Origin of the sequence: Paenibacillus sp. Root444D2 (genome assembly GCF_001426375.1) — a bacterium.
GTDB lineage: Bacteria > Bacillota > Bacilli > Paenibacillales > NBRC-103111 > Paenibacillus_E.
In genome coordinates, this window is sequence record NZ_LMEO01000012.1 from 346,835 (window position 1) to 370,628 (window position 23,794).

A 23,794-nucleotide genomic window follows, 5' to 3' on the forward strand; every position below is an offset into this window, starting at 1 on the left:
GCCATGGAAGCTGCTGCTTTCCATGGCTCTTCTTCTATCTATTTCAAATAAAACACTTCACGCATCGGTTGGATTGGCACCGCTTCGCGGAAGTCGAAGGATCCGACGACCATCTTCGAAGTAATTGCATTCCATCGATTACAAGCTTCGCTTTCTGCTAAATAAGCGAAAGCAGCCTCTACATCATCGCACAAGAAGCAATAAAAAAATTGTGCGCCATTTTGAAAGATCGAGTAATCCCTAATCCCGGCTTTCGTGTGTTCTTCCATAATTTCCGGCCATGGAGCCAGATGCATAGTCACGTATTCCTCTAAATCTTCTTCACGTATAGTCCATGTCCAAGCGAATTTCCCACTACTCGTCATACGGTCACCCTTTCCCATTAACATTCAATCAATTGTACTTTACCGCGACAGCATCCTCCCGTCAATAAATTCATCGTCCAAGCTTTTATGCAGAAAAAGACGACAACCAATTAGGGCTGCCGTCTCTTTTTGCACCGTTTTTATTATTCAATTTTACGTGATGCGCCAATAAACCAAACGATAAAAGCGTAGCACAGGAGTGCAATAAAGCCATAGCCGCCGAACACGTCATACTTTGAAGCGAAGTAGCCGAAACCAAGACCTGTGAGAGTGTGCACGAGATTCTCACCTAACGACTGGAAAGAATCGATTGTTGCCCGCATAGAGGAATTGATCCGGTGATGCAAGTAACCGCTTGCGATCGGCTCCATCACGCCAGAGAACAAACAAATGAAGAGCATCGCTGTGAGGCCTATGATATCCTTACTTATGGCAACATAGGTGAAGCCGACGGCGAATACAACCATAATTATGAAAATCAGCGCTCTATAGCTGAAGCAACGTAACAGTACGTGTGCAATCAAATTGCCAGGGAGCTGCAGCAGCATGATCGCGGCGGATAACACGCCGAAGTATACAACCGGCATTCCCAATCTGCTCACGTATAACTGCCAGAATTCTTCGATGTAGCCCATGGCAGCACCTGTCACCATGGCTGAAAGCATCACAAGAGTGACACTTGGATTCGTTCGAAAAAAACGCAGAGACACAGCGACATATGTCTTAAAAGGAATAACTTCCTCGTCAGAAGTGCTGTCTTCTGCAGCAGGCTCAATCAATAGCAATGAGAGGACTAGAGCGATTATAGTACTCCCGAGTGATATCCAATAGTTCAGCTCAAAGCCGTATTTACTTGCGAGGAAGCTTCCGCACAAGGCGGCGAGTATCGCGGATACGAAGTCGCAGGCATTCAATCTGCCAAGTTGCTTTTCGAACGAAGAGGCCTTCCCCTGCAGCTTTAATGAATCATATAGCAAGGCATTTTCTGAGCCGCTGCTAGCTGATCTACTCACGCCCGCCAAGAAAACGACCAGAACAAAGTGCCAGAATTCCGTCGCAAATAGCAAAATCAAAAACTCACTGCACGCCAAGAGGGCGCTTAGTACTAGCATCCTTTTTCGGCCCCACTTGTCGGCCATAATGCCAGTCGGAATCTCCAGAAGGACGATTGTCAGGGCGTATATAATTTCGGTATACACGACCATCTGAATGGTCATACCCCGCTCTTCCCAGAAAAGCCTCTCTATGACGTAGGCTGGGATAAGGCTGGAAAAGAAGCGGAGCACATATAGTTTGGGAAGATTGGCTGAATAGTCCATGAAGGAGCTCCTCTCCTAAATCTGATTGGCTAATTAGGCTCAATCAAATCAGGAGGCGCTCGGGGTGGACTAGCGATTACGTCTTAGCAGGGAGGTCGTGCGAAAGCTATCATAATAGGGTCTCTCCTTTCATTCAGATTGTGGTTATCATCATCATAAGTTGCGAAGCATGGCGAGTCAATGTGATTATTTGAGCTTCTTTTCAATGCCTTTTAACGGATTATCATCCGTAGGATGACCGTGTAGATACCAGGCAAGTATGCCCATTGAAATAACCGCTCCGGCTAATCCAAGTCCCATGTCTTTTTGAGTATCAAAAACATCACCTTGCAGCCCGACATATTCCTCCCCATGTTGCCCGGCTACAAAAGCAGCCACCATCTCTATAATTTCGAAGCAGGCGCTGCAGCTGAAAACGACTGCCGTGGGAATGCCAAATGACCAAAATCCACGCTGCGCGGCGGCCCGGGTTAGCAATTCACGGAACGGATATGCCCAGAGCAACCCGAATGTGAAATGAACGACCCGATCGTAGTAGCTTCTCTGGGAATGAAACGAAGCCTTCAGCCACTTGTCAAACGGTGTTCCCTGATAGGTATAATGGGCCCCATAAGTATGTAAGCAAAGAAAAATAAACATGAGTAAATAGGAAGCATTAGAGAACCGGAAAACTTTATAAGTAAAAGCGAGAACAAGCACGACGATAACGGGAAGTATGCTCTCCATCAACCATTGTATCCGGTCAGTGGGTGCGATGGCCGTGAATCCCCAATACACAGCAAATACGAAGATCATCAAGTGCAAAGGCCAATTGCGGGAAAACGGTATGTTCAGGTTCGTCAACATGTTCGTCCGTTCCTTACAGATGGGATGCCAGTCATGTAAAAGTCAACCTTTCTTCCGCCTTGTTTTTACTGGATATAACAAAATCCCGTTAGCCATTTCGGCCAATGGGAGATTTATCAATACATTAGTCTTCTGGTGTACGATCCAAGTATAAACGAGTCACTGAAGTAACATCGCCCTTTTCAATATCTTCTTCCGTTGCTTTTTTTTCAAGAGGATCATGCATGTTCATACCCGGTGCAATTGTCGGCTCGTTATGATTGGATTGGGACTTGTCTTCCAAATTGATCACCTCCATCAACCATAGTTTGGATAAATATGCTGATTCTATACTTGGACGGCAAATTCTTTATAGAATTACTTAACCTTTCATACGCGGAACGTCGATGCATTATTTCGGGAAATCTGCGCTTCATTATCATTAACTTCAACTGTTTTCCACGGCCTCGTTTATGAAGCAATCTCTGCCGTTTCACGGACGAGCGCGTCAAATAGGCTAATTGCCTTGGACAAATTAGAACACTCAGCCGATAAACAGGCGAAGCCTTCCCGAACACGTAGCTCAAAATCAGTTGGAGCCAATTGAAAACGGCTGCACTGAGCTACCGCTCCTTTTTCGTTCAGAAGATAAACCCCATTGCATGCAAACAATACTTGAGCCAAACAACTTACCGTCCGAAAGAGATGACCTGCTGCATATGAAACATCCTTGCGGCTCATTGCTTTTTTGGCATTCGATACGGAAAATTCAGCTTCCCACATAAACTTCGAGATTGTTGCTTGCCGAAGGGTAGCCGGATATGGATCTGTCAACATTTTCATCTCAGCTACTAGGCCATCAGGATCCCAGAGAGGTCGGCAATATGCTGCTTCTCCCATGTAAATGGATGTGCAAAATCCATGAGGATGCCCTGGCTGATAATGGATGTCGATCCGCCCTTGGCGGCAATCGTTGATCACGCCAGTTACAATCTCCGTATCGCGGTAGAGGAGGTCCAATGAATAACCTCCTACCTTTAACCAGCCGCCGCCGTTAATCCATGGTCCCCATCCGCCTAGTGGCGTAATTCGCCCACTGCGACGTTCGTCGTCTATTGCCGATGCTAATCTATCAAGAGCATCCGTGTCGATCGGGTATCCAGATCGGTAGTAGAGTCCAATGTCAATGTCGGATTCAGGTGTTTCTGTACCACGAGCCCGAGATCCGCCCAGCACGACTGCCCTGATTCCCTCGACATTACGTAATTGCTCAACAACCGAATCAATTACATCGTTTGCATCCATGTTCCATAGCCTCCGTTCCATATGAAAGCCAGCCCCAGCATGATGAAGGGGCAGCTCTAAACACATGTGTATTAAAACTGTAGGACAAGTATGGTTTGCGGTTCAAGAACTATTTTTTCTTTCCATATCAGATTTCCCTCTGCCTGTTCAAAAGAGACGCTTTTCCCGCCAATCATTACGCTCTTCACTTCTCGCCCAACCAACTGGCCACTTCCAAAGCTGGACAGCTTTAGTTCACCCATCATTACCTCTAACTCCAGCTGCCCATCGTTACTGCGAAACTCGCCCCAACCATCGTTCAAGCTCCAGAAACAACGAAAATCATCTGCTTGCCATCTTGGGTTAAAGCCGATATGTCCGCCTACCATATCATATTCGAAACCGCTTAGAGCAAGAAGCAGGCCATAGGACGCCATGGAACGGGCATAATTGCTGCCGCATTCGAACTCGTTCCATGGGTTGCGGCGCTCTCCATCGTATCGGTCCCGGATAGACTTAACAGCATTCAATCCTTCCATCACGAGCCCTTCATAAATCATATGGCAAGCAGCTTGATATTCGAACCCATTCATGCATTCGTCTGCATAAGGAACTGGCACGATCGGGCTGTTCTCATCAGGCCAAGTACAGATCATCAGACCAGACTCGTCATTCAAACCATAGATGCGGCAGGCGTTAGGAAAATCCCGCAAATTCTCAATATAATTATTGTCATAAATTGATTGGACCGCTCGTTTCACCTTCACAGGATCAAGGACATATCCGAGACCAACAAGATGAGCAAACCATTGACCAAGTACTTGATCTATGCCGCAGCCTTCACCAATCTGATATTTATGTTCCCCTGCCTCATCATTCCAGTACACTTCTTCTGCTTCATATTTTTCCAGGACTGATCGGTCTTTGAGATCGACCAACTGATGGAAGTACCGGCCATTGAACAGTTGCTCGTTCGTCCAAGCGGACCCTTTTGCGCAAAGCGCGTCGTACTCTGCCGCAATCTCCTGTTCACCGAGAGCTTCCGCCATTTCTGCTGCCGCCTTCAATGCAGTCAAGTACATACTCGTCAGCCAAGAATTAGGGCCGAACAATTCCATGTCCAGCGTATGATGCTGACGCCCTTCCATGACACCGTCCTTGTCAGCATCCCATTGGTCCTCGTTTGTAGGATCCCAGGCATATTCGAGAGTTTTGCGAACATTTGGCCATATCGAGCGCAGCCATTCCGTATCGCCCGAAATTTTCCATTCCCTATAGGATTTAATCACGCCTCCCATCTGACCGTCGGCAGCAGCCCTAAACGTGTTATCAAGAGTCGTTCGCTCAGCCGGCAGCATGAGGCGGAACGCCATTTTCCCATTCTCAAACTGGGCGTATTTGTACTCGATGTCGCGCATCGAACGGGCAAGAGAAGGGAACAAGAAAGCTGTCGCCTGCTCGTAATTCCATACATGCGTGCAGGAACCTTCACACGAGCCTTCGTTCGTATGAACGCCCTCGAAACCGTATAGTGTCCCGTCAGTCAATCGCAGTACAGTAGGGGATTTTAGGATCGAAATATTGCTGCTAATTGCGTCAATCACAGTGTCGGGTAGCGTAGAACGGAAGAGTGTCTCTTGGAATAAGCGCGTCTCCTTGTTCAATCGATCATAGTGTTCCAAAATGTAATTTGCCGTATCGGTGGAGTCATGGAATAACGTCGAGTAGTAGTTTTTCCAAGAAGGTAGTCGGCCACTTTCATCCCCACTGCCGGGATTCCAGAAGTTAACGCAATTCGGAAAGTTCCAGGCAAGCACGAACCGGAATTTAGCCTTCCCACCGGCGACTACAGTACTATGCCCGCTCAGCAGGCCAACATCCTGATGCTTTTCATGCAGCCTTTTCGCATCAAGCTCACGCGGTCCTTCGTAATTTCGCTCCTGAAAGCGGCCTGGCCGACGGAAATCCTTCCAGAATACGGTCAAGTTATCGAACCATCCACCACGGTACCAATACGATTGGTAGCTGACGTCATCATGGTCAGTCATCAACGTCAGATCGCCGAATTCCGCTTCATCCGCTTCATACTGTGTGGAAGACATACGGATTGCACGTCGTCCACCGTATTCCACCGCTTCATTGACGGCTCCCTGACGAAACGGATTTGACACATTGCCGACCACACTGATCTCCAGCTCATCCGCTGACCGATTAGTCACCTCATATTCGAAAATGGCACAAGGTATAGATGAATCCCGATCATTCAGAGGAATGAATGGATTAAAAGCTGTCAGTTTGACCGTGATCGGGTCATCAGCATCGTTGAAGTTCATCTCTGCGAACGGGAATTGTCCACGGAACGATGTATTCGAAAAGTGCGGAAATCCGGCCATGTTTTCCCGTCTGGGTCCATACCCATAACCCTCGTATTTGCCTTTCCCTTCTCCTGTGTATGGTGCCTGCATATCCCCATTGAGTACTTTGGTCAGTTTGACCTCACCTTTGCATTCCGCTTTTACGGCAAAGAAAGAGAATCCGTTAAAGCTCAGCTTATTGGGCCGGTTGAAAATCTCCCAATCAATCAACCGTCCGTTGCCAGCGAGACCGATACTTCCCGTTCCAATCCCGCCAAGCGGAAAAGAGATTTGGCTCGTCTTGGCTCCTGTATACATAAAATCTTTGTCCATACGAAACTTTTCGTTTACTAACTTGTTGCTCATTTCTTGACCTCCTTAAGTTCCTAACTGATTTCATGAATCCTAACAGGCACTCACAGTTTAAGTCCACCTGCCGTAATGCCATCAAGCAAGTATTTTTGTCCGGAAATATAAAAGAGCAGCGGTACGATAAGCGACAATGTCACCCCTGCCAGGATGGAAGACAAATTCCCCGTCGCGAACGCTCCGGTTAATGCCGTCATACCGATCGGCTGCGTCATTTTCTCGAAGGAATTCAGAAAAATTAAAGGGCGGAAAAAATCGTTCCAATGCGCGATGAAACTGATGACCGAGGTAACGGCAACCGCCGGAAACGACATGGGAAGAATAACTTTAAGGAAAACCCATAATCGGCTAGCACCGTCCATATTAGCGGCTTCGTCATAGGTAGATCAGTTCCGTGCACGTGCACGGAAAAGGCTAAAAAAATTTGTACCGAAGATACTATTACCGATAGGGGCGTCCCCCGTCGCCACTTTCCCTGCATCTGAGTGGCAAATTAACATTGTGAGCTCCAACAACATAAATCGTGCACGTAAACGACCTTATCTTAACAAATGCCCTCATGTTTGTAAACGCTTTTATTAGAAATTAGTTCATCTTTCCTATTCCTACTCTTTCCTGTATCGTTCACGAGCACGGGTATTGACCAGCCCGCTCTGTTAAGCTACGATTAGACCACTAGATTCCATTCTCACGGAGGCCGCATGAACATTACCAGTAAACAAATCGCCGAGCTGTGCGGAGTTACACGGGGAACGGTGGATCGGGCGTTAAACAACCGTCCCGGTATTAATCCGGAGACTCGTGTGAAAATACTGCGGGTCGCAGAGGAGCTCGGCTACCGCCCCCATTTTTTAGCACAAAGCCTTGTTAAAGGACATACCAAAACGTTAGGTATCGTGCTGTTTGACATCCATAATCAGATTTTCTCCCAGCTATTCCACGCATTCGAAGCCGAAGCTAGGAAACGGGGTTATATCGTTTATCTTGTCCTTTCTAATCGCGACAAGGACCTAGAGCTAGAGTATATCAACAACTTGTTAGATCGTAGAGTTGACGGAATCGCACTATTGCCGACCAATTTCAACAAAAAATTCGAAACTCTTTTGACTCGCTCGCGGACACCTATCGTAACATTCGGCAATCGCCTTTCAGGCCAGTTTCCTTATGTTTGGATCGACGATAAGCAAGCAATCCGAGACTCAGTCGCCTTTCTTTCCAGTCAAGGCTATCGGCACTTGATCTACTTAAGTCCGCCTCTGATGCGAAAGGGAAAAGAGAATATTTATGTGCCCGAGCAACGATATCTTGGTTTTATCGAAGCATGTGATGAGATCTCCGATATGCGGCATAACGTCATCGCACAGAAAAATTATTTGGCTGAATTGGAGCAATTGATAGAGAAAACGGACAGCAAAAGCGCGATCTTATGCTCTAGTGACGTGTACGCACTTGAGGTTCTGAAATGGTTGAAATCCCGTAAAATCCGAGTACCTGAACAAATTGGCCTCATGGGTTTCGATAACATTCATGTATTAAAATACATGAATCCCTCACTAACAACAGTTGATTATAATGTGGATGAAATCGGCACTAAACTAGCCGACATTTTAATTAGCCAAATTAACAATGATGAAGTTCCTGCCGAGACCCTTATCGCTCATCATGTCCTTCAGGGAGAATCCGTCACTCTTGACAGAGACTTATAAGTCTCTGTTTTTTTAGCGCGAAGTGAGTTGCCAACCGAAATAATTTCAAGAGCCATCTGTGAACGATTGGCCCTTGGCGGCAAGGGCTTGACGAATCTGATCCAGAGCCTTTGGTCCCATACCATGCAGCTTCAAGATCTCGGCCTCGGTGAGCTTGGTGAACTGCTCTAGTCGCAAGTAGCCTGCATTAGCGAGCGCTCGACGTGCTGGATTGCTTAACCTCGGAAGATCAGATTTCTGGTCGTCGATAGTTTCCGTATGATTAGGTTCAATGTTTTTGTTCTTTGGCATAGTAAGTTCTCCTTTTTTTCTCCCATTAACGTTCAATGACAACCTGTGTCACGATTTTCTCCGGCCCAATCTCGTACCCTGCAAACCAAATCTTTACACTTTCTCCCATTTCGATGTCGGAGAAGTCCGCATTTTCATCGTTCACCCACACTTGTGTAATTGGGAGCAGTCGATGCTTCACACCATCAACTTCGATTGTTCGTTCTGTGTTAACGCCTTCACCCGTTTTCTCTAATCGCGTGACATTACCTCTTGCATCGCCTATTCCATTGTCTCTTGTCATTATTTCAAGGCGTAGTCCCGTTGTTTGCCCTGGGTAACTCGTCAACATCATCCCTTCGCTCCAAACCTTGACTATAGAGCCGATTCTTACGTCCCTCGCATGGACTGGCTTCCCTTCAAACTCGATGTTCGCATCGTCCGACATCGTGTACCACGCAGCTTCAGGCATTTTCATTTCTTTGTCTAAGAATTTATTGGATGACACAACCAGAAACCGACCCTTTTCATCGATTGCAGTGATTTTGCCAGTCAAACCTGGTTGATCGCCAATTGTGTATACCGAAATGTTCAGTGGAAACTCGCCACCAACCGCCTTATAGATCGATTGTCTGAGCTCGGTTTCCTCTTCCTCAGACAGCAACTTCGAATCATCGCCAATTCGGCGGATTTCTAGGAAACCTTCGTTTTCGTTGCTGTATGATGACTGGAACTTCACACGGTGGCTATCAAATACGTTTTTCAATAAGGGGAGCTGATTCACATACTTTTCCAACTCCTGTTTTGATATAGATGTTACCTTTCCAGGAGTTTTGGATGGATCAGCTCCCTCATCTCTGTTCAGGAGATTCGATTTCCCGCAACTTGAAAATAACATGGTCACAAATAATATACAAACAACTACACCGAACAACCTCATCTCTTTCCTCACGACACGCCCCCTTATTCAAGAGTAGGATAGATACTATTAACAGGTATCCTTTCATGATTTTGTAAATATTAGACGCGTTAAAGCTAATCATAGTTTCGTTAAACTGCCCTTCTAAATGGCACAAAAAAACCCACAGCAACAGGCTGCGGGTTAAGTTTTTGGCAAATATAGCTGCTATAGCTGTTCCTTGCTACAATCTTACACTCGCCACGACTGGATAATGGTCTGACGGATAGCGACCGTTGTACAGGCTTCGGTCGACGTTGATTGAACTCACTTGAATTTCGGGCGTCACGAAAATGTAATCTATCGGCTCTCCCGTGTCGCCGCCGTTAAAGTCATGCCAGGTGCAGCCTACATTATCGTCCGCGCCATAACCATTACAAAGCCCCGCTTGTGTCAGAATTTCGATCACATCGCTGCTTGGGCCGCAGTTAAAGTCACCCGTCAATATTGTCGGAATCCCGTCTCGACCGTCCATGGTGCGGATTCGTTCTACAATAAGCTGGATGCCGTTCGTTCTAGCTTCCTCACTCATATGGTCCAAATGAGTATTGAACACGTACCACTCCTGTCCGTCTTGCTGCCTCAGCCGTACCCAGGTGCATATTCGCGGACAGCCAGCGTTCCAGCTCAAGTAACCTAGCCGTTCAGGATACTCGGATAGACCGAAGTTCCCGCTCTCGACTGGCTTCAGCAAACCACGATGATAGAAGATGGCGCAATGCTCGTCTTCGTTCCCTCCCTGACGGCCTTCACCGAGCCAGGCGTAATCCGATAGCAGCGCTTGCAGATCCTGCAGCATAGCGTGCGTTCCCTCCTGCGTGCAAACAATCGCTGCCCCTGCTTTTTTTATGGCCTCAGCCGCTTCATTGATACGGTTCGGCCATGCATTGTCGCCATCCTGCTGGACATTAACCCTCAGGTTAAACGTCATCACCGTTATATCCATTGTTCTCCTCCAATAGTTACAAATAACCTGCCAACTTTGTAAGAATTTGCGCTTGTTCTGTCGTCAACTTTTTGCCGCTTTGGGCTTCCACTTCGTTTAAGAAAGCATGAAGCATGCCTTCCTTTGCCTTTAGATTTCCTCGCTTCTCTGCTTCCTGAGCACTCAGAAGCTTGCTGCAAAGCCCACTTACAATCCCCTGATCATCAGCCATAAACTGACGAATGAGTCCACACAGCCCGTCATAGGTCACAGAAACCTGAAACGTAAATGTGGCGGTACTGGTGTTTCCTGCCAAGTCTGTGGCTGAAACCGAAATATCGTGGCTTCCAGGTTCAAACGTATAGGCAGGTTGCCCAACGAGTGAAGATGAACACGAATTCGTAACAAGCCCGGATAATGCGTCTGCAGCTGTGCAGCCAATATAAACCGCTTGTTGTACAGTATACGAACGTTCGCCCGAGAATTCAATAACCGGAGCCGTTTTGTCGATCCGAATGTCCATCGTTCGTGGAGTCTCCTTGATACCTGAGAAGTTCGTAGCGGCATACGTCACGCTCGTAACCCCTTCGACAGATATCGGGAATTGGAGTGATGATCCCTTTACGGTCGTTTGAGCAATCTGCTGCGCCCCCAATGCCGAATAGGAGATGGAGTAGGCACGGTTTGCTTCAATCGTTACGGCAGCATCCTTGTTGATCCATCCGCTTTCGTTCGGAGACGGATTGATGCTTGCGACTGAGATTGGCGGGACTGAATCTTTGACGCTAATGAAAAAATCATCATAATATGCAGATGAAATATTATAACGGCTCGTTACCGCGATTAGACTAGCGTAAGCTGCGTTGGCCGGCGCCTTTCCTTTGAGAGTCACCTTCTGCCATTGGGCTAATCTGGATTCGTCCAAATGGATTTCGAGTGTGGAGATCGTCGCGTTGTTCTTGTCAAAGAAGCGGAACATGAATCCCGGTTGACCTGATTCAATGTACAGATTGACGCCTGCTTGGTATTCTTCCCCAGGTTTGACCGGAATCTTGTCACTTTGTACGGCAACGGAAGCTGTCCGGAGTTTATCCGTGATCTTCAGGCTTTTGGAGCCAGAGAAGCTGCGCTCGCCGCTGATCTCAAACCGGTAATCTGTTCCTGTCGCGAACAAGGAAGTCCAGCCGGGAATGACGCTATTATTCACATTATCTTCCAACCCTGCGTTGTGGACAGGAACTGGGATGCCCGGTGGCTCCTCCACGATTTCCCCATCTACCTTCATTCGGTATAAAATTGTATTGGTCGCCTGATCGGTAAAGTACAAGTCCCCATCCATTCCCAGATCAAATCTTGATGTGTCCGCCAACGTGCGGAACTCCAGCGTTTGCGGATCGATAACGGTCAGTTTGTTATTAAAGAGGACATAGAGCAGTCCGTCCTCCGACCAGCGAAGCGGATGATGAGCCCATTGGCTAAAGCTCAGACTCGGATAGATTTTCTTACTTTTTACAACGTTGTAGGTATTTGGATCTATGGCAAAAATGTACTCGTAAGAAGCGCCCCAGATCAAGCCGTCCGGTCCGACGGCCAGATCGCCGATGAAGATCGGTTTCGTCAAGCCGGGAACCCGAAGTGGGAATTCAGCAATTTTCTGCTCCTTACCAACATCCCATACGAAGATTTTCGCTTCCTCTTCCGTCGGTTCGGAGCCAAGGCCGTTCCGGATCGTGGTAGATCCATATATTTTGCCATTAAGGTAAGCTGTGCTGAGTACGCTTTGATTCTGAACAACGTTGCGGTGAACTTTCGTTTCCCCCGTTGCCGGATCATGAACCGTTAATGAACCGCCTAACGTCCCATAACCGGATATCGTGGAAATAAACAGCTTGCCCTGACCGCCTGTGATATTTACAAGCCGTTCTTGATCATCCCCTAAAACAGCTAAACGTTTCGGATTTGAATCGCTCGGTTCAGCTGCCAAGTTGTATTCATACAGGGCGCCTTCCGGATAAACCCCCATATATACTTTGTTCCCAACAGGGTATACACTATCTGCTTGACCGATGCTGAAGGGCTTGGCCGTGTTATCCGTCAGATTGACAAGCGATGATCGTGCCTGTGAGCCTGTCGTGATCAGCTGTGTTTCTGAGACGCTTTGGAGTCGATTCACAACTCCAGGAAGTCCTGGTATGATAGGCGGTTTGAGATAAACCTGCTTCGTTTCGATATTCATCAACGTCACGCCGCCGTCATAACGTACTGTCACCAAGGTTTTGCCGGGCAGTTCAGGGTTATTCGGAATCTCCACCCAATCCGCACCGCGAAAGCCGGAAGCATATTCCATTCCAGTCAACGCGACTTCATGCGTCGCAAGATCGAAGGTCTTCAGCTTTTTATCTGACATATAGTACAGTTTTCCGTCTAGTGAGTCCGTGGCATGCAATCCCGTCACATTCTCCAATTGGACGTCCAGCCAAGCTTCTGTTTGCGTATCGTAGATGTAAGCTTCTCCCGGCACCCCGCTGCCATCCGTATAACGGGCAAACAAATATCGGTCGTCAATGGTGTCCAAGTCATATACAGTATCATTCTTAACGCTGAGGGAAGCGGCAATATTCGTTTTCATACCCGTTGCCAAATTTACCCTCACAATTTGCTTCTGTGCGGTTCCCGCATAGACGTTCCCGCCTTGGTACGCGATAGAACGTACATATTCTTGATCCATAGCGCCGATGACTCGGCCGTAATCCTTGGTCATTTTGGAGGCAGGGTCATACTGGTATACCTTTCCGCCGGGATATGTCCCCACGTAAACACGTCCCTGCTCATCCGTTGTAATACTATTCGGTACGGATTGCCCATCGAATTGGGCTACCTGCGTTGGCGTATGCGTAACTGGCGAGTAGCTCCAAAGCCTTGCCCCGCCACCATCAGCTGCTAGGTATAAGGTTCCGTCAGGGGCGACAGTATGCGCCCAGGAACTCTCCGAAGGGCCGATTGGAATGCTTCGCAACAGCTTATAATCCTCCAGATCAATGACATTGAGATGTCCCGGCTTCCCTTTGCTCGTCGCATAAAGCACATAATGCCCATCTTCTCGGCCTACAGTGCCGTTGAATACTGCAACCGTATAATTATTCGGAATTAGGAGCTCCTCAGGAGTCCCGTAAGTTTTCTGTGAAAGCCGACTGCCCTCAGCCGAAACGAAAACAGCCCCCCAACTTGTCAAAGTGATTAATAGGACCATCATGAGCACGAACACACGATACTTACTGTTTGGCATTACAAAACCTCCTAAGCATTCTCATTAATTTCCCTCTTCAAAATGTAAGCGTTTTCACGCAAGCTCAGAACCCGAACTCTTCTTCCCTTCCACTGTTCTAATACTCCTCAAGAGCTCATTTTTCATATTTCAAAAGTGTCCCCATCACATTGCCTGGCTGCTCATAATTCCGGTAAGCATCTTCCGCACGCTCCAAAGAGAAAATATCAGATATAAGCGGCTCTACCTTGATTCGCTTCTCCGCCAGCAGACGAACATATTCGCCGATATTCCGGCCTTCTGTCCAGCGCACGTATCCAATCGGATAATCGCGGTTTTCCAGCTCATATTGAACATCGTACCTCCCGGGACCGCCGGCTCTGGAAATTAGAACCTCTGCTTCCTTGCCGAACATAAGCCCTCTAGAAAACTCAGTCGATAAATCTCCGACAATAACGATCTTACCTTTATCCCTGATCCACTTGAGTGAGCGGTTAATCAGCACTTCACCGGGGCCACTCGCACACAGAATCACACTATCAGCGCCATGACCGCCAGTCAGGTGTCCAAGCCTATCTTCTAACTGTTCTTGATCGACAAAAGCATGCCCGCTTCCCTGTTGTTTGAGCAACTCAGCGCGACTGGCATTCAAATCTATTCCGGCTACTAGAAAACCCGCCGCAGAAGCAATTTGGGCGATCATCTGCCCCAAAATGCCTAATCCAACGATAACCGTGGATTCCCCGAATCTTAAATCCGCTGTGCGCAGCGCATGGATGGCAATGGCGCCTAGCCCCGCAAATGCTGCGTCCTCTGGACGGACATGGTCTGGCACAACAGCGGTTAAATTGGCCGGGACAGTCAGCCATTCTGCATGGCGTACATAAGGGGCCCCGTAGCAAGCAACTCTCTGGCCTAATTGCAAACCGGTCACATTATCCCCGATCTGTTCAATGACGCCGACGGCGCTGTAACCTAGCAAACCTTGCTGCTCCGAAGCGCGTTTGATATACGTTATTTCGGTTCCGGGACTAATCGCCGAGTACTCAGTCCGTATACGCACATGACCATCAGGTAGGACGCCAAGGTCAATGTCTGTAATCATAATATTGCCTTTTACAGCTGCAACAGCCTTCATTCTGGTTCTCCTCTTCCCATCCGAATTCCTAGATTTAATCTACTGGTTTCTTGCGATATTCACTCGGTGAGATGCCGCAATATTTTTTGAATGTTGTTGTGAACGTGGATGAGTTCAAATACCCGGTCTTTTCCCCGATCTCCGCGATACTCAGTTCCGTATGTTTCAAATATTCTTTTGCGTGCGACAATCTGACCTTATTGAAATATTCCACATAATTGATGCCGAACGTTTTCTTAAAATAGTTCGAGAAATATTTGGGACTCGTATTCAGCACTTCGGCCATATGATCTAGATACAAGTTCTCCATATAGTGCAGCTCGATATATTGGGAAATGAACTCCGGATTCAGCTTGCTCTTCTGATCATGATTCCGCTTGTTGGCGATGAATCGGACCACCTCTATAAGCGCGTTCTGGATTTCGCCATAACCAAAAGCGTTATCCACTTTCCAACAAAAGTCCATTTCCAATTTGCAAAAATCCTTATTTCCGGAAGAGGAATCCTCGACCTGCTTGGAAAGGTAGAAAAATATGCACTTGGCTATATGCGCAAGCTGATGGTAATGAATATTCCGATCCTTATTTTCCTGAATAATCTCTGCAACAATTCGGATGCCATCGTCTGCTTTTCCGCTTAACAACGTATGAGACAGCTTCTCAATCTTCTCAAAAGGAAAATAAATATCCGAGACGTAGCGAATGGCGTCCATGTCGACAATTGTCCGAGGCATATTAACATTCCGGTAAAGCATGCCGTATGTAATGTCTTGGTAGGCTTCATTGCAATTACTAACTTTAGAATCGTACAATTTGCTGACGCACCCCCAAACTGAGTACCCTTTCAGCTCTTCTTTCATAGCACGATTTACAAAAGACTCAAGTGCATCCATAACCGTCTTCCGTTCGGAGGCTTGTTCGATTCCTATGAGAGCCAGAAACTGCATACTGCCTGCATGAAATACAACAGAGTGATCTACCTTGCTGCTCAATCCGCTGCTCAAGATATCTGTCATTTCATCAATCCTCAGAAGGGGTTGATCGTACTCCTCGAGACGCTTAACGTGCAGGACAGCCATAACAAACTGACGCTTCCGAAAAAAATCGGAATAATACTTTTGCATTTGTATGTCGTATTCCTGAGCATGCGAAAAACCATCCAGCATTTGCAGAAAAATTCCTCTGCGCATCTCAGAATCAACAAAGTCCATTTGTTTCTTGAGCGATTCATTTTCCGCCTGTACGCTGACAATACCGCTGTATATTTTCCGAAAATCGTTCCCCTTTACATGCCCGCCGCCAAGCAATTTGAGTATATCTTTGACCGGACGGTACAAGTAGATGCTTAGAAAGGCGGAAAGCAGAACGGCACTGATGATCGCGCTGATCATAATCATGTGATTGGCGGTTGCAACCGAATTAATATTTTGGAATTGATACGGAACTTTATTGATATAAATGTAATCGTTGTACTCCGACCTATAGAAGTTATATTCGAAATTCTCGCGAGTTAAAGAACTTTCCTGTGACGAATTAAAATAAACATCATTTAACACCTTATCTAGATTCCATTCCTTGTCCGTGCTGAAAATCATATTGCGATTAGCGTCGAGAACGATCAAGGAAGCTCCCGGAATCATCGCGCTGAGATCGATTTTCTTCAGCAGTTTGTCTGCATTCAGCAGAACCATGACATTCTTATCGGACATTCGGACTTTATTGCCGTCCATGGCCACCATTAAGCGCTGTTTTCTGTTCGTTAAACCGTCATTCGAAACGGAAAAGTCTTCCACCGGAAAAAAAGTTAACGCATGCTTGGATTTGGCAAACGCCCGCCAATACTCATAATTCCAGCTTTCGTGTTTGTACTTTTTTTCGAAAAGAATCTTCAAATCACTAGTGCCTTTAGCCGTAACGGCTAATTCAATGTTGTTGTAAAATACGATCACATCTTCGATATAATCCACGGAAGAGGCCAGCCTGGAGATGTTTTCCTGCATCGTGTATGCCTTTGTCATATCGATGCGTTTGTCTTCTGCCGATTCAAGATTGTCGTATGGCAGTCCTTGGATGCTAAACATGAGATTGTTAACGTTCGTAAAGCTGCTGTCAAACGATTGAATAATATTTTTGATAGCTAACCGGTTATTTTGCGTCACTTTCTCATAGATCCCGGAAATGGAATTTTTATAGACAACATAGTTGGATACAAACATGATCACAATGACTAGCAATAATGCGAAAAAGATTTGCAGCAAGCCTCTGTTAGCCATTAATCGGTTCATTGGTGTCACCTCATTACCTCTCACCTTTGTCTCCAACTAATATTCCACATTTGTCTATTTAACCCTTCTCGGAACCAAGCATCACCCCTTTCGCGAAATACTTTTGAGCAAATGGGTAGATCACTAAGACAGGAATCATGGAAAGTACAATCGTCGCGTTTTTCATCGCTTGCGGCGCCAGCGCGGCCCGATCGACAAGGGCGGCATCATTTTCAGCATTGAAGATAAGCATATCCCTGAGTACAACCTGCAAGGGGTACATATCTTTATCGCTCAAATAAATCATCGGGAGGAAGAAGCTGTTCCAATGTCCCATGAAATAGAATAATCCGATGGAAGCAAGGGCCGGCTTGGATAGCGGGATGACGATACTGAACAAGATGCGGTATTCAGAAGCGCCGTCTATGACCGCAGCCTCCCTAATTTGGCTGGACATGTTCTCGTAAAAGCTTTTCAGAATAATCAATTCCATCGTCCATATCGCATTCGGCAGCACAATCGCCCATACTGTGTCCAAAAGTCCCAACTGCTGTACGACCATATAAGTTGGAATAATACCGGCGTTAAAGAACATCGTCATCACAATGGCCAGCATAAAAAACTTTCGTCCGAAAAATGTTCGCTGTGAAAGCGGGTAGGCGGCAATCGAAGTAAACAGCAAATTAATGAATGTCCCAAGCGCCGTATAATAAATCGAATTCAAATATGCTCTTGGAATTTTATCGTTTTTAAGCACTTCCATGTAGGCACCCAGATTAATTCCTTTCGGAAATAAAAAGACTTTTCCTTGTATGACGGATGAGGTCTCACTTAAAGAGACTGCTATCATGTACAGAACAGGATACAGAGTCGCTATGGCTACACAGATCAATAGGATCCCATTCACAATGCCGAAGACAGACAGTCTGTGTTGTCCTACCATAGCCCGTTCCCCCCGATCCTTTTGCTCAAATAATTAGCACCCAGCAGCATAATCATGGCTACTACCGCTTCGAACATGCCAACCGCAGCCGCATAGCTGTAGTTTGATTCCAATAAACCTTTTCTGTATACATACGTGGAAAAAACATCGGCAACGTCATAGGTCATCGGATTGTATAAAAGCAATACTTTTTCATAACCAATCCGAATCATCGATCCCGTCTTTAAAATAAACATCACAAGTAAGGTTGGCAGCAGTCCAGGAATGGTAATATACCAAATCATCCGGAATCTGCTTGCTCCGTCGACTCTCGCCGCCTCATACAGCGTTGGGCTTATTCCTGCTATCGCTGCCAAATAAATAATCGCTTCATAGCCCATTGTGCCCCATATTTCAGACACTACGTAGATCGGACGGAACCAATCGGGATCAATCAGAAAATACTTTTTTTCAATGCCGACAGCAGAAAGAAGTTGATTGAATAACCCATTAGTGGGTGAGAGAAAATCGATGATCATACTGCTGATAATGACGACGGATAAGAAAGCAGGAAGATAGCTTAATGTTTGAACCGATTTCTTGAACCACTGCAATCTGACTTCATTCAGCAAAATGGCCAATATAATCGGAAATGGAAAGCCAAATATCAGCGTATAAAATCCTAACAATAGTGTGTTTCTGAATAATATCCAGAAATCTTGATTGGTGAAAAATTGGATAAAATGCTTCAGTCCGACCCACTCACTGCCCAGCACGCCCGAGAAGACGCTGTAATCCTTAAAGGCTATAATTAACCCGTATAAGGGTCCGTAACGGAATAAAACGTAGAAGATTATACACGGAATGAAAAGTATTAGCAGCTGTCGATCCCTTCTCATATGCTTAAATGCGGCCGATAATCGGGATTGTGTCTTTGGGTGTTTTTTCGATGGTGCTGCTGAAGCATCTAATATTGGTTGCTGCACGGTTCCATCCCCTCCTTTACCGATGAAGGGCACCCAGAAACTAACTTCTGAGCGCCCGGCTCACCATCTCTAGCTGCTTGATCTCTTATTTGGCTGCATCATACCGTTTTTGAGCGTCGTTGTAGACTTTGATATACGCATCCAGTCCTTTTTTCGCAATCGTTTTTTTCCATTCTTCCCACTGGCTATCCCCGTATTTTTTATCAAGGATATACTTGGCGTTAAATTCTTCGGCTGCTTTTTGCAGCGTGGTTTGCAGTTGAGCTAGGGTCGATATTTCTTCATCTGTGAAGTTCAAAATAGGATCGACGGGCTCAAACTTTTTCCCTTTCAGAATCTTATCTTGAGCTTCTCGTTCTTTCTCAGAAAATTTGTAATACACACTGCGTCGATCCGGTCGCAAGTAGGCTCCCTCTAACCACATCGCATAACGGTCTTCCAGTACGCTGATGTCAACCAGAGGCAAATCCTTCAGTTGCGGATAGACAGGGACCCCATCTTTGCCCCACTCAAAATTCACGCCCTCGACCCCAATCGTCATCAATTCGCCGCCGGACGGGCTAGTCAAGTAGTCAAGCAGTTTAAGAGCTGCTTCTTTGTTTTTATTGTTGGAGACTGTCACGCTAAAATCAGATACTTTAGGCAGTGTTCTTACATTGCCCGTCGGTCCTATCGGATTGGCATAACGCAGATTATAGTCGGGATTTTTATCCTTAATTTGGTTATAGAATAAATCCAAACGTCCAATCCAATCCCAAGTAACAAAAGATTTGCCGGTGGTCATCTTCGTTGTCCACGAATCCTGTGTATCCGTCAAAAACTCAGGGTCCATCAAGCCTTCGTTGTATAATTTCTTCATGAAATCCAGCATTTCTTTGTGCTCGGGCTGAACGCTTGCATACTTCCAAGTTTTATCTTTCTCGTCATAATAGGAAGGATACGTATCTCCGTTGCCTAAGCCCCAGCCGAACGACCAGTCTCTAAAAATATTCACAAGACCTTTCGAGGCATACGGATAGGAGTCCGGGTAAGCTTCTTTCAGTTTTTTGAGCGCTTGATAAAACTCTTCCGTATTCGTCCATTCTTTTATCCCTAATTTGTCAAAAACATCTTTTCTAAACATAAAACCGTGATTGACATCCCGATTCAGGTTGAATATTGGCCAGGTATAAAGCTTACCGTTTTCATCGCCGTAAGATTTTATGACCCAATTGTTTTCTTCCACATATAATTTTTTGAAATTCGGAAGCTGGTCCGTGTAATCATTGATGGCAACTACACCTTTTTGTTTACCAATTTTCTTTAATTCCGCCGGCTTGAGACCGCTGAAAATGTCCGGCAGCTTGCCTGAGGCGACAACAACCTTAAGCTTATCTTGATAAGTTTGAGGCGAATACGTTTGGAACTCGACTTTAATGCCTGTGCGCTTTAATATTTCCTGAACAACCAGCCGATCTTCTTTAATATTGGATGAATTGCTCGGCAGCATCCAAGTCAGTGTCGTTGGTTTGTCCACCAGGGGAAGCTTTAATCCTCCGGTATCTCCGTTAGGTTTGGCCGCAGCGCTGGGCGAGCTTACAGGTGTGCTCGTCGCATTGCCGACTGCACCTGCATCCTTGTTTAAGTCGGCCTTTCCACTGCAAGCAGCCAGAATCATAATGATCGTTGATAAAACGGTAATGATGCGGATCGGCTTTCTTGTCATTTGCGTTCCTCCCTTTTATTTGCATTTACGCTTTTGGTATTTACTTGTAAGCGCGTCAGCTTCCCTTTTTATATTAAAAGCGCTTCCAACTTTCGTAAATAAAACGATTTCCACCGAGTTATATTTTTCTCGAGATTTCCTTCAAAAACAAAAAAAACCTTGTCATATCAAGGTTTTCCTGCGTGTAGAGAATGATAAAGAGGTAGAAATTCGTGAAGAATGAGGAATCGCAACGTCTTCTATTATCAGCCGATTGTGATCTTCCCCTCCGGGTAACGATACGGTTCTTTTTTCGGTAATGGTGATAAGGTATAAGCCAATGTGACGGGACCAAGACGTCCTACAAACATTAAAATAATGATAAACACCTTACCGAATCCCGAGAGCTGTGACGTTAATCCAACCGACATTCCTGCGGTAGCATACGCCGAAGTAACCTCGAACAAAATGCCTAAGAAATGGAAGTTCTCGGTGATCGAGAGGATCATTGTCGAAAGTACAATTAAGATAAAGGAGAGCAAAGTAAATGTAATAGCTTTATAAATCCGATCCTTCGAAATTCTTCGGTGGAATAGTACAATTTCTTCCCTGCCTCGAACCATTGCATAAACCGCTCCGACGAGGATTACGAAGGTAGTCACCTTAATCCCCCCACCGGAAGAACCGGGCGCGGCTCCAATAAACATCATGATAATGATAAAAAACTGTGTAGCTTGCCTCATCGAGGCAATATCGACCGTGTTCACTCCCGCTGAACGTGATGACACGGATTGCAGCATCGCACTGAGCGTTTTGCCTACGGTGGACAAAGGCTGAAGCGTGAGGGAATTGGTGAACTCAAACACGAAGACGACCAGTGTTCCTACCACTATCAGAGCGGCGGATGCAGTTAAGACAACCTTGCTGTGCAGCGTTAGTTTTCTATTCTTAGGGAATGTAAGCAAGTCAGAGATAACGATAAAGCCGATTCCGCCTAAAATGATAAGTAACATCGAGACGATGTTAATGTAGGGGTCCTCTACATAATGCATGAGACTTCCCAGTCTATTAGGTATACCGCCAAAGAGATCGAATCCCGCGTTGTTGAATATCGAGATGCTATGAAAAATGCCGAAGTACAACGCTTGGCCGATTGGCATTTCAAATGACCAGCGAAGTGCGAATAACAGTGCGCCTGCAAGTTCAATATATAGCGCGTAGATCAACACCTTACGAATAAGACGAACTATACCTTCTGTTGAATGGTGGTTCATCGCTTCCTGTAAGATGAGACGTTCCTGAAAAGAAATACGGCGGCGGAGTACGAGTGCAATGAGTGTGGACATCGTCATGAAGCCGAGACCGCCAATTTGGACTAGCAAAATAAGAACAATCTCCCCAAAGGCCGATAAATGTGCTCCTGCATTGATCACGGACAGCCCGGTAACACATGTAGCGGAAGTCGCCATAAATAAGGCGTCAATAAATGATAATCTGCCTACGCCAATATAGGAGATTGGCAACCACAGTAGTACGGCACCAATTAGGATGATCACTAAGAATCCGATCGCCATAACTTGCGGCGGACTCCAACGGAATTTTTTCTTGGAATGAGGTAACATATAGGACTCCATGAACTTATGATTATCCGACTATTGTATAATCTGTCAATAACAAAGTAAAGAAAGCATGAACAAGACGGCATGCCACTAAATTGCCTTATAGAATTTTTGAAAATTATTTCTTTTTTTCATTCCAATTATGGTAAGATATCGTACGATAAGTTTAAGAAGGGAGCTCCCACCGTGTCTCGTATTATTCAAGTAGATGAACGCCCCTCCATAGGCGAAAGCATTCCCCTTAGTTTACAGCATTTATTTGCTATGTTTGGCTCCACCGTGCTGGTCCCTATTTTGTTTCATGTCGATCCAGCTACTATTCTGTTGATGAACGGGATAGGCACCTTGCTTTATATTTTCATTACAAAAGGAAAGATCCCCGCATTCTTGGGGTCAAGCTTCGCTTTCCTCTCTCCCGTTTTCGCCGTCCTCGCCTCCAAAGGATATAGTTCGGCGTTAGGTGGATTTCTGGTCGTCGGATTGATTTTTACGATCATAGCGTTGTTAATTCGTGTCGTGGGGACACGCTGGATTGACGTCGTATTTCCACCTGCTGCGATGGGAGCGATCGTTGCCGTTATCGGTTTAGAGTTGGTACCTACAGCCGCCTCTATGGCAGGCATTATTTCGCCGGCTAATTTAAAAGAAGCCTGGGTTCCAGATCCTATCGTTATATCGGTTTCTATTTTTACACTTTTGGTAGGAGTCGTAGGTTCCATTGTCTTTCGTGGACTTTTGAAGGTCATTCCGATTCTGGTAGCCATCGTTGCAGGCTACCTACTCGCTGCATTGCTAGGTTTGGTGCATATTGGAGAAACATTGGGAGCTGCTCAGTGGTTCAGACTCCCTACTTTCTACAGCCCAACATTCGATCTGGCGAGCATTTTAATCATCGCTCCTGCTGCTTTAGTTGTCATAGCGGAGCATATAGGCCACTTGATTGTAACCGGGAATATGGTAGGAAAAGATTTATCCAAAGACCCTGGATTAAGTAGATCCTTACTCGGAAATGGCATCTCTACCATGCTGTCATCCTTAGTAGGCTCAACACCAAATACAACTTACGGTGAAAACATCGGTGTCATGGCGATTAGCCGCGTATATTCTGTGTGGGTTATAGGAGGAGCAGCGATCCTAGCGATTGTTCTCTCCTTTGTCGGGAAAATCTCGGCGTTGATTCAAACTATTCCAACTCCTGTCATGGGCGGCGTTTCCTTGCTGCTGTTCGGTATCATCGCCTCTTCGGGGATCCGCATGCTTGTGGAAACCAAAGTCGATTATTCCAAACCGGTCAATCTGATTCTAACAACCGTTGTTCTTGTCATCGGCCTTAGCGGAGCAACGCTGAAATTGAGACATTTTGAACTGAAAGGTATGGCTCTAGCCACCATAGTTGCCATTCTGCTCAGCTTGTTCTTCAAGCTGCTGGAGGTTCTCAAGCTTTCTAACGACAAATAATCAAATGGTATAAAGAATGGCTATCCCTAAAGTCTTAAGAGACCTAAGGGATAGCCATTTATTTAAATATGATACTAAATTAAA

At 46.0% G+C, this 23,794-nt stretch carries 18 protein-coding genes and 1 pseudogene; 2 read left to right on the forward strand and 17 right to left on the reverse strand.

The genetic code is table 11. The features are described 5' to 3' along the window. Positions 1 to 38: 38 nt before the first annotated feature. The 7 genes and pseudogenes from ASD40_RS10270 to ASD40_RS10295 all read right to left on the reverse strand — a co-directional run. Complete coding sequence (locus tag ASD40_RS10270) at positions 39 to 365, reverse strand: L-rhamnose mutarotase (protein ID WP_057303243.1); 327 nt, start codon at positions 363 to 365, stop codon at positions 39 to 41. 143 nt (positions 366 to 508) lie between these two features. Then, positions 509 to 1,684 carry an MFS transporter gene (locus ASD40_RS10275; protein WP_057303192.1) on the reverse strand — a complete coding sequence of 392 codons (1,176 nt, stop codon included), beginning with the start codon at positions 1,682 to 1,684 and terminating at the stop codon, positions 509 to 511. A 186-nt stretch (positions 1,685 to 1,870) separates the two neighbouring features. Further along, positions 1,871 to 2,530: a DUF2238 domain-containing protein gene (locus tag ASD40_RS10280; protein WP_057303193.1), complete on the reverse strand. Its 660-nt coding sequence runs from the start codon at positions 2,528 to 2,530 to the stop codon at positions 1,871 to 1,873. 124 nt (positions 2,531 to 2,654) lie between these two features. After that, entirely contained in the window at positions 2,655 to 2,813 is a 159-nt protein-coding gene (locus ASD40_RS37790) for a hypothetical protein (protein ID WP_162251215.1), read from the reverse strand. A 167-nt stretch (positions 2,814 to 2,980) separates the two neighbouring features. After that, on the reverse strand, positions 2,981 to 3,814 hold the full coding sequence (locus tag ASD40_RS10285) for a nucleotidyltransferase domain-containing protein (protein ID WP_057303194.1): 834 nt from the start codon (positions 3,812 to 3,814) through the stop codon (positions 2,981 to 2,983). 71 nt (positions 3,815 to 3,885) lie between these two features. Further along, the gene (locus ASD40_RS10290; protein ID WP_156389956.1) at positions 3,886 to 6,513 is read right to left on the reverse strand and encodes a GH116 family glycosyl-hydrolase; all 2,628 of its coding nucleotides are present in this window, start codon (positions 6,511 to 6,513) and stop codon (positions 3,886 to 3,888) included. 50 nt (positions 6,514 to 6,563) lie between these two features. After that, a pseudogene (locus ASD40_RS10295) lies at positions 6,564 to 6,884 on the reverse strand (ABC transporter permease subunit); the annotation flags it as partial. A gap of 333 nt (positions 6,885 to 7,217) precedes the next feature. On the opposite strand from ASD40_RS10295, the gene ASD40_RS10300 reads away from it, so the two are divergent. After that, positions 7,218 to 8,222 (forward strand): LacI family DNA-binding transcriptional regulator, encoded by a 1,005-nt coding sequence (locus ASD40_RS10300; RefSeq protein ID WP_057303196.1) that lies wholly within the window; start codon positions 7,218 to 7,220, stop codon positions 8,220 to 8,222. 45 nt (positions 8,223 to 8,267) lie between these two features. Here ASD40_RS10300 and ASD40_RS10305 read toward each other — a convergent pair whose 3' ends face one another. The 10 genes from ASD40_RS10305 to ASD40_RS10355 form a co-directional block, all read right to left on the reverse strand. Beyond that, positions 8,268 to 8,513: a DNA-directed RNA polymerase subunit alpha C-terminal domain-containing protein gene (locus tag ASD40_RS10305; RefSeq protein ID WP_057303197.1), complete on the reverse strand. Its 246-nt coding sequence runs from the start codon at positions 8,511 to 8,513 to the stop codon at positions 8,268 to 8,270. 25 nt (positions 8,514 to 8,538) lie between these two features. Continuing rightward, positions 8,539 to 9,444, reverse strand: a complete 906-nt coding sequence (locus tag ASD40_RS10310) for a DUF3221 domain-containing protein (RefSeq protein WP_057303198.1) — start codon at positions 9,442 to 9,444, stop codon at positions 8,539 to 8,541. A gap of 190 nt (positions 9,445 to 9,634) precedes the next feature. Then, the gene (locus ASD40_RS10315; protein ID WP_057303199.1) at positions 9,635 to 10,396 is read right to left on the reverse strand and encodes an endonuclease/exonuclease/phosphatase family protein; all 762 of its coding nucleotides are present in this window, start codon (positions 10,394 to 10,396) and stop codon (positions 9,635 to 9,637) included. Between the two features lie 16 nt (positions 10,397 to 10,412). Further along, on the reverse strand, positions 10,413 to 13,661 hold the full coding sequence (locus tag ASD40_RS10320; protein WP_057303200.1) for a PQQ-binding-like beta-propeller repeat protein: 3,249 nt from the start codon (positions 13,659 to 13,661) through the stop codon (positions 10,413 to 10,415). Between the two features lie 115 nt (positions 13,662 to 13,776). Continuing rightward, positions 13,777 to 14,778 carry a zinc-dependent alcohol dehydrogenase gene (locus tag ASD40_RS10325; RefSeq protein ID WP_057303201.1) on the reverse strand — a complete coding sequence of 334 codons (1,002 nt, stop codon included), beginning with the start codon at positions 14,776 to 14,778 and terminating at the stop codon, positions 13,777 to 13,779. A 34-nt stretch (positions 14,779 to 14,812) separates the two neighbouring features. After that, complete coding sequence (locus ASD40_RS10330; RefSeq protein WP_057303202.1) at positions 14,813 to 17,062, reverse strand: helix-turn-helix domain-containing protein; 2,250 nt, start codon at positions 17,060 to 17,062, stop codon at positions 14,813 to 14,815. Positions 17,063 to 17,120: 58 nt separating this feature from the next. After that, entirely contained in the window at positions 17,121 to 17,984 is an 864-nt protein-coding gene (locus ASD40_RS10335; RefSeq protein WP_057303203.1) for a carbohydrate ABC transporter permease, read from the reverse strand. Next, positions 17,978 to 18,862: an ABC transporter permease gene (locus tag ASD40_RS10340; protein ID WP_082562160.1), complete on the reverse strand. Its 885-nt coding sequence runs from the start codon at positions 18,860 to 18,862 to the stop codon at positions 17,978 to 17,980. The genes ASD40_RS10335 and ASD40_RS10340 overlap by 7 nt, the downstream gene beginning before the upstream one ends. 172 nt (positions 18,863 to 19,034) lie before the next feature. After that, a complete protein-coding gene (locus ASD40_RS10345; RefSeq protein ID WP_057303204.1) occupies positions 19,035 to 20,654 on the reverse strand; it encodes an extracellular solute-binding protein in 1,620 nt (539 codons plus the stop codon). A gap of 245 nt (positions 20,655 to 20,899) precedes the next feature. Next, on the reverse strand, positions 20,900 to 22,255 hold the full coding sequence (locus tag ASD40_RS10355) for a TrkH family potassium uptake protein (RefSeq protein WP_057303206.1): 1,356 nt from the start codon (positions 22,253 to 22,255) through the stop codon (positions 20,900 to 20,902). 183 nt (positions 22,256 to 22,438) lie between these two features. Between ASD40_RS10355 and uraA the strand changes: the two genes are divergently transcribed. Continuing rightward, entirely contained in the window at positions 22,439 to 23,710 is a 1,272-nt protein-coding gene (gene uraA, locus ASD40_RS10360) for a uracil permease (RefSeq protein WP_057303207.1), read from the forward strand. Positions 23,711 to 23,794 lie beyond the last annotated feature (84 nt).

What these genes read in the sequence shown, in the direction of transcription:
- ASD40_RS10270 (WP_057303243.1), bottom strand. Translation starts at nt 365, where the DNA reads ATGACGAGTAGTGGGAAATTCGCTTGGACATGGACTATACGTGAAGAA.
- ASD40_RS10275 (WP_057303192.1), bottom strand. Translation starts at nt 1,684, where the DNA reads ATGGACTATTCAGCCAATCTTCCCAAACTATATGTGCTCCGCTTCTTT.
- ASD40_RS10280 (WP_057303193.1), bottom strand. Translation starts at nt 2,530, where the DNA reads ATGTTGACGAACCTGAACATACCGTTTTCCCGCAATTGGCCTTTGCAC.
- ASD40_RS10285 (WP_057303194.1), bottom strand. Translation starts at nt 3,814, where the DNA reads ATGGATGCAAACGATGTAATTGATTCGGTTGTTGAGCAATTACGTAAT.
- ASD40_RS10290 (WP_156389956.1), bottom strand. Translation starts at nt 6,513, where the DNA reads ATGAGCAACAAGTTAGTAAACGAAAAGTTTCGTATGGACAAAGATTTT.
- ASD40_RS10300 (WP_057303196.1), top strand. Translation starts at nt 7,218, where the DNA reads ATGAACATTACCAGTAAACAAATCGCCGAGCTGTGCGGAGTTACACGG.
- ASD40_RS10305 (WP_057303197.1), bottom strand. Translation starts at nt 8,513, where the DNA reads ATGCCAAAGAACAAAAACATTGAACCTAATCATACGGAAACTATCGAC.
- ASD40_RS10315 (WP_057303199.1), bottom strand. Translation starts at nt 10,396, where the DNA reads ATGGATATAACGGTGATGACGTTTAACCTGAGGGTTAATGTCCAGCAG.
- ASD40_RS10320 (WP_057303200.1), bottom strand. Translation starts at nt 13,661, where the DNA reads ATGCCAAACAGTAAGTATCGTGTGTTCGTGCTCATGATGGTCCTATTA.
- ASD40_RS10325 (WP_057303201.1), bottom strand. Translation starts at nt 14,778, where the DNA reads ATGAAGGCTGTTGCAGCTGTAAAAGGCAATATTATGATTACAGACATT.
- ASD40_RS10330 (WP_057303202.1), bottom strand. Translation starts at nt 17,062, where the DNA reads ATGAACCGATTAATGGCTAACAGAGGCTTGCTGCAAATCTTTTTCGCA.
- ASD40_RS10335 (WP_057303203.1), bottom strand. Translation starts at nt 17,984, where the DNA reads ATGGTAGGACAACACAGACTGTCTGTCTTCGGCATTGTGAATGGGATC.
- ASD40_RS10340 (WP_082562160.1), bottom strand. Translation starts at nt 18,862, where the DNA reads ATGAGAAGGGATCGACAGCTGCTAATACTTTTCATTCCGTGTATAATC.
- ASD40_RS10345 (WP_057303204.1), bottom strand. Translation starts at nt 20,654, where the DNA reads ATGACAAGAAAGCCGATCCGCATCATTACCGTTTTATCAACGATCATT.
- ASD40_RS10355 (WP_057303206.1), bottom strand. Translation starts at nt 22,255, where the DNA reads ATGTTACCTCATTCCAAGAAAAAATTCCGTTGGAGTCCGCCGCAAGTT.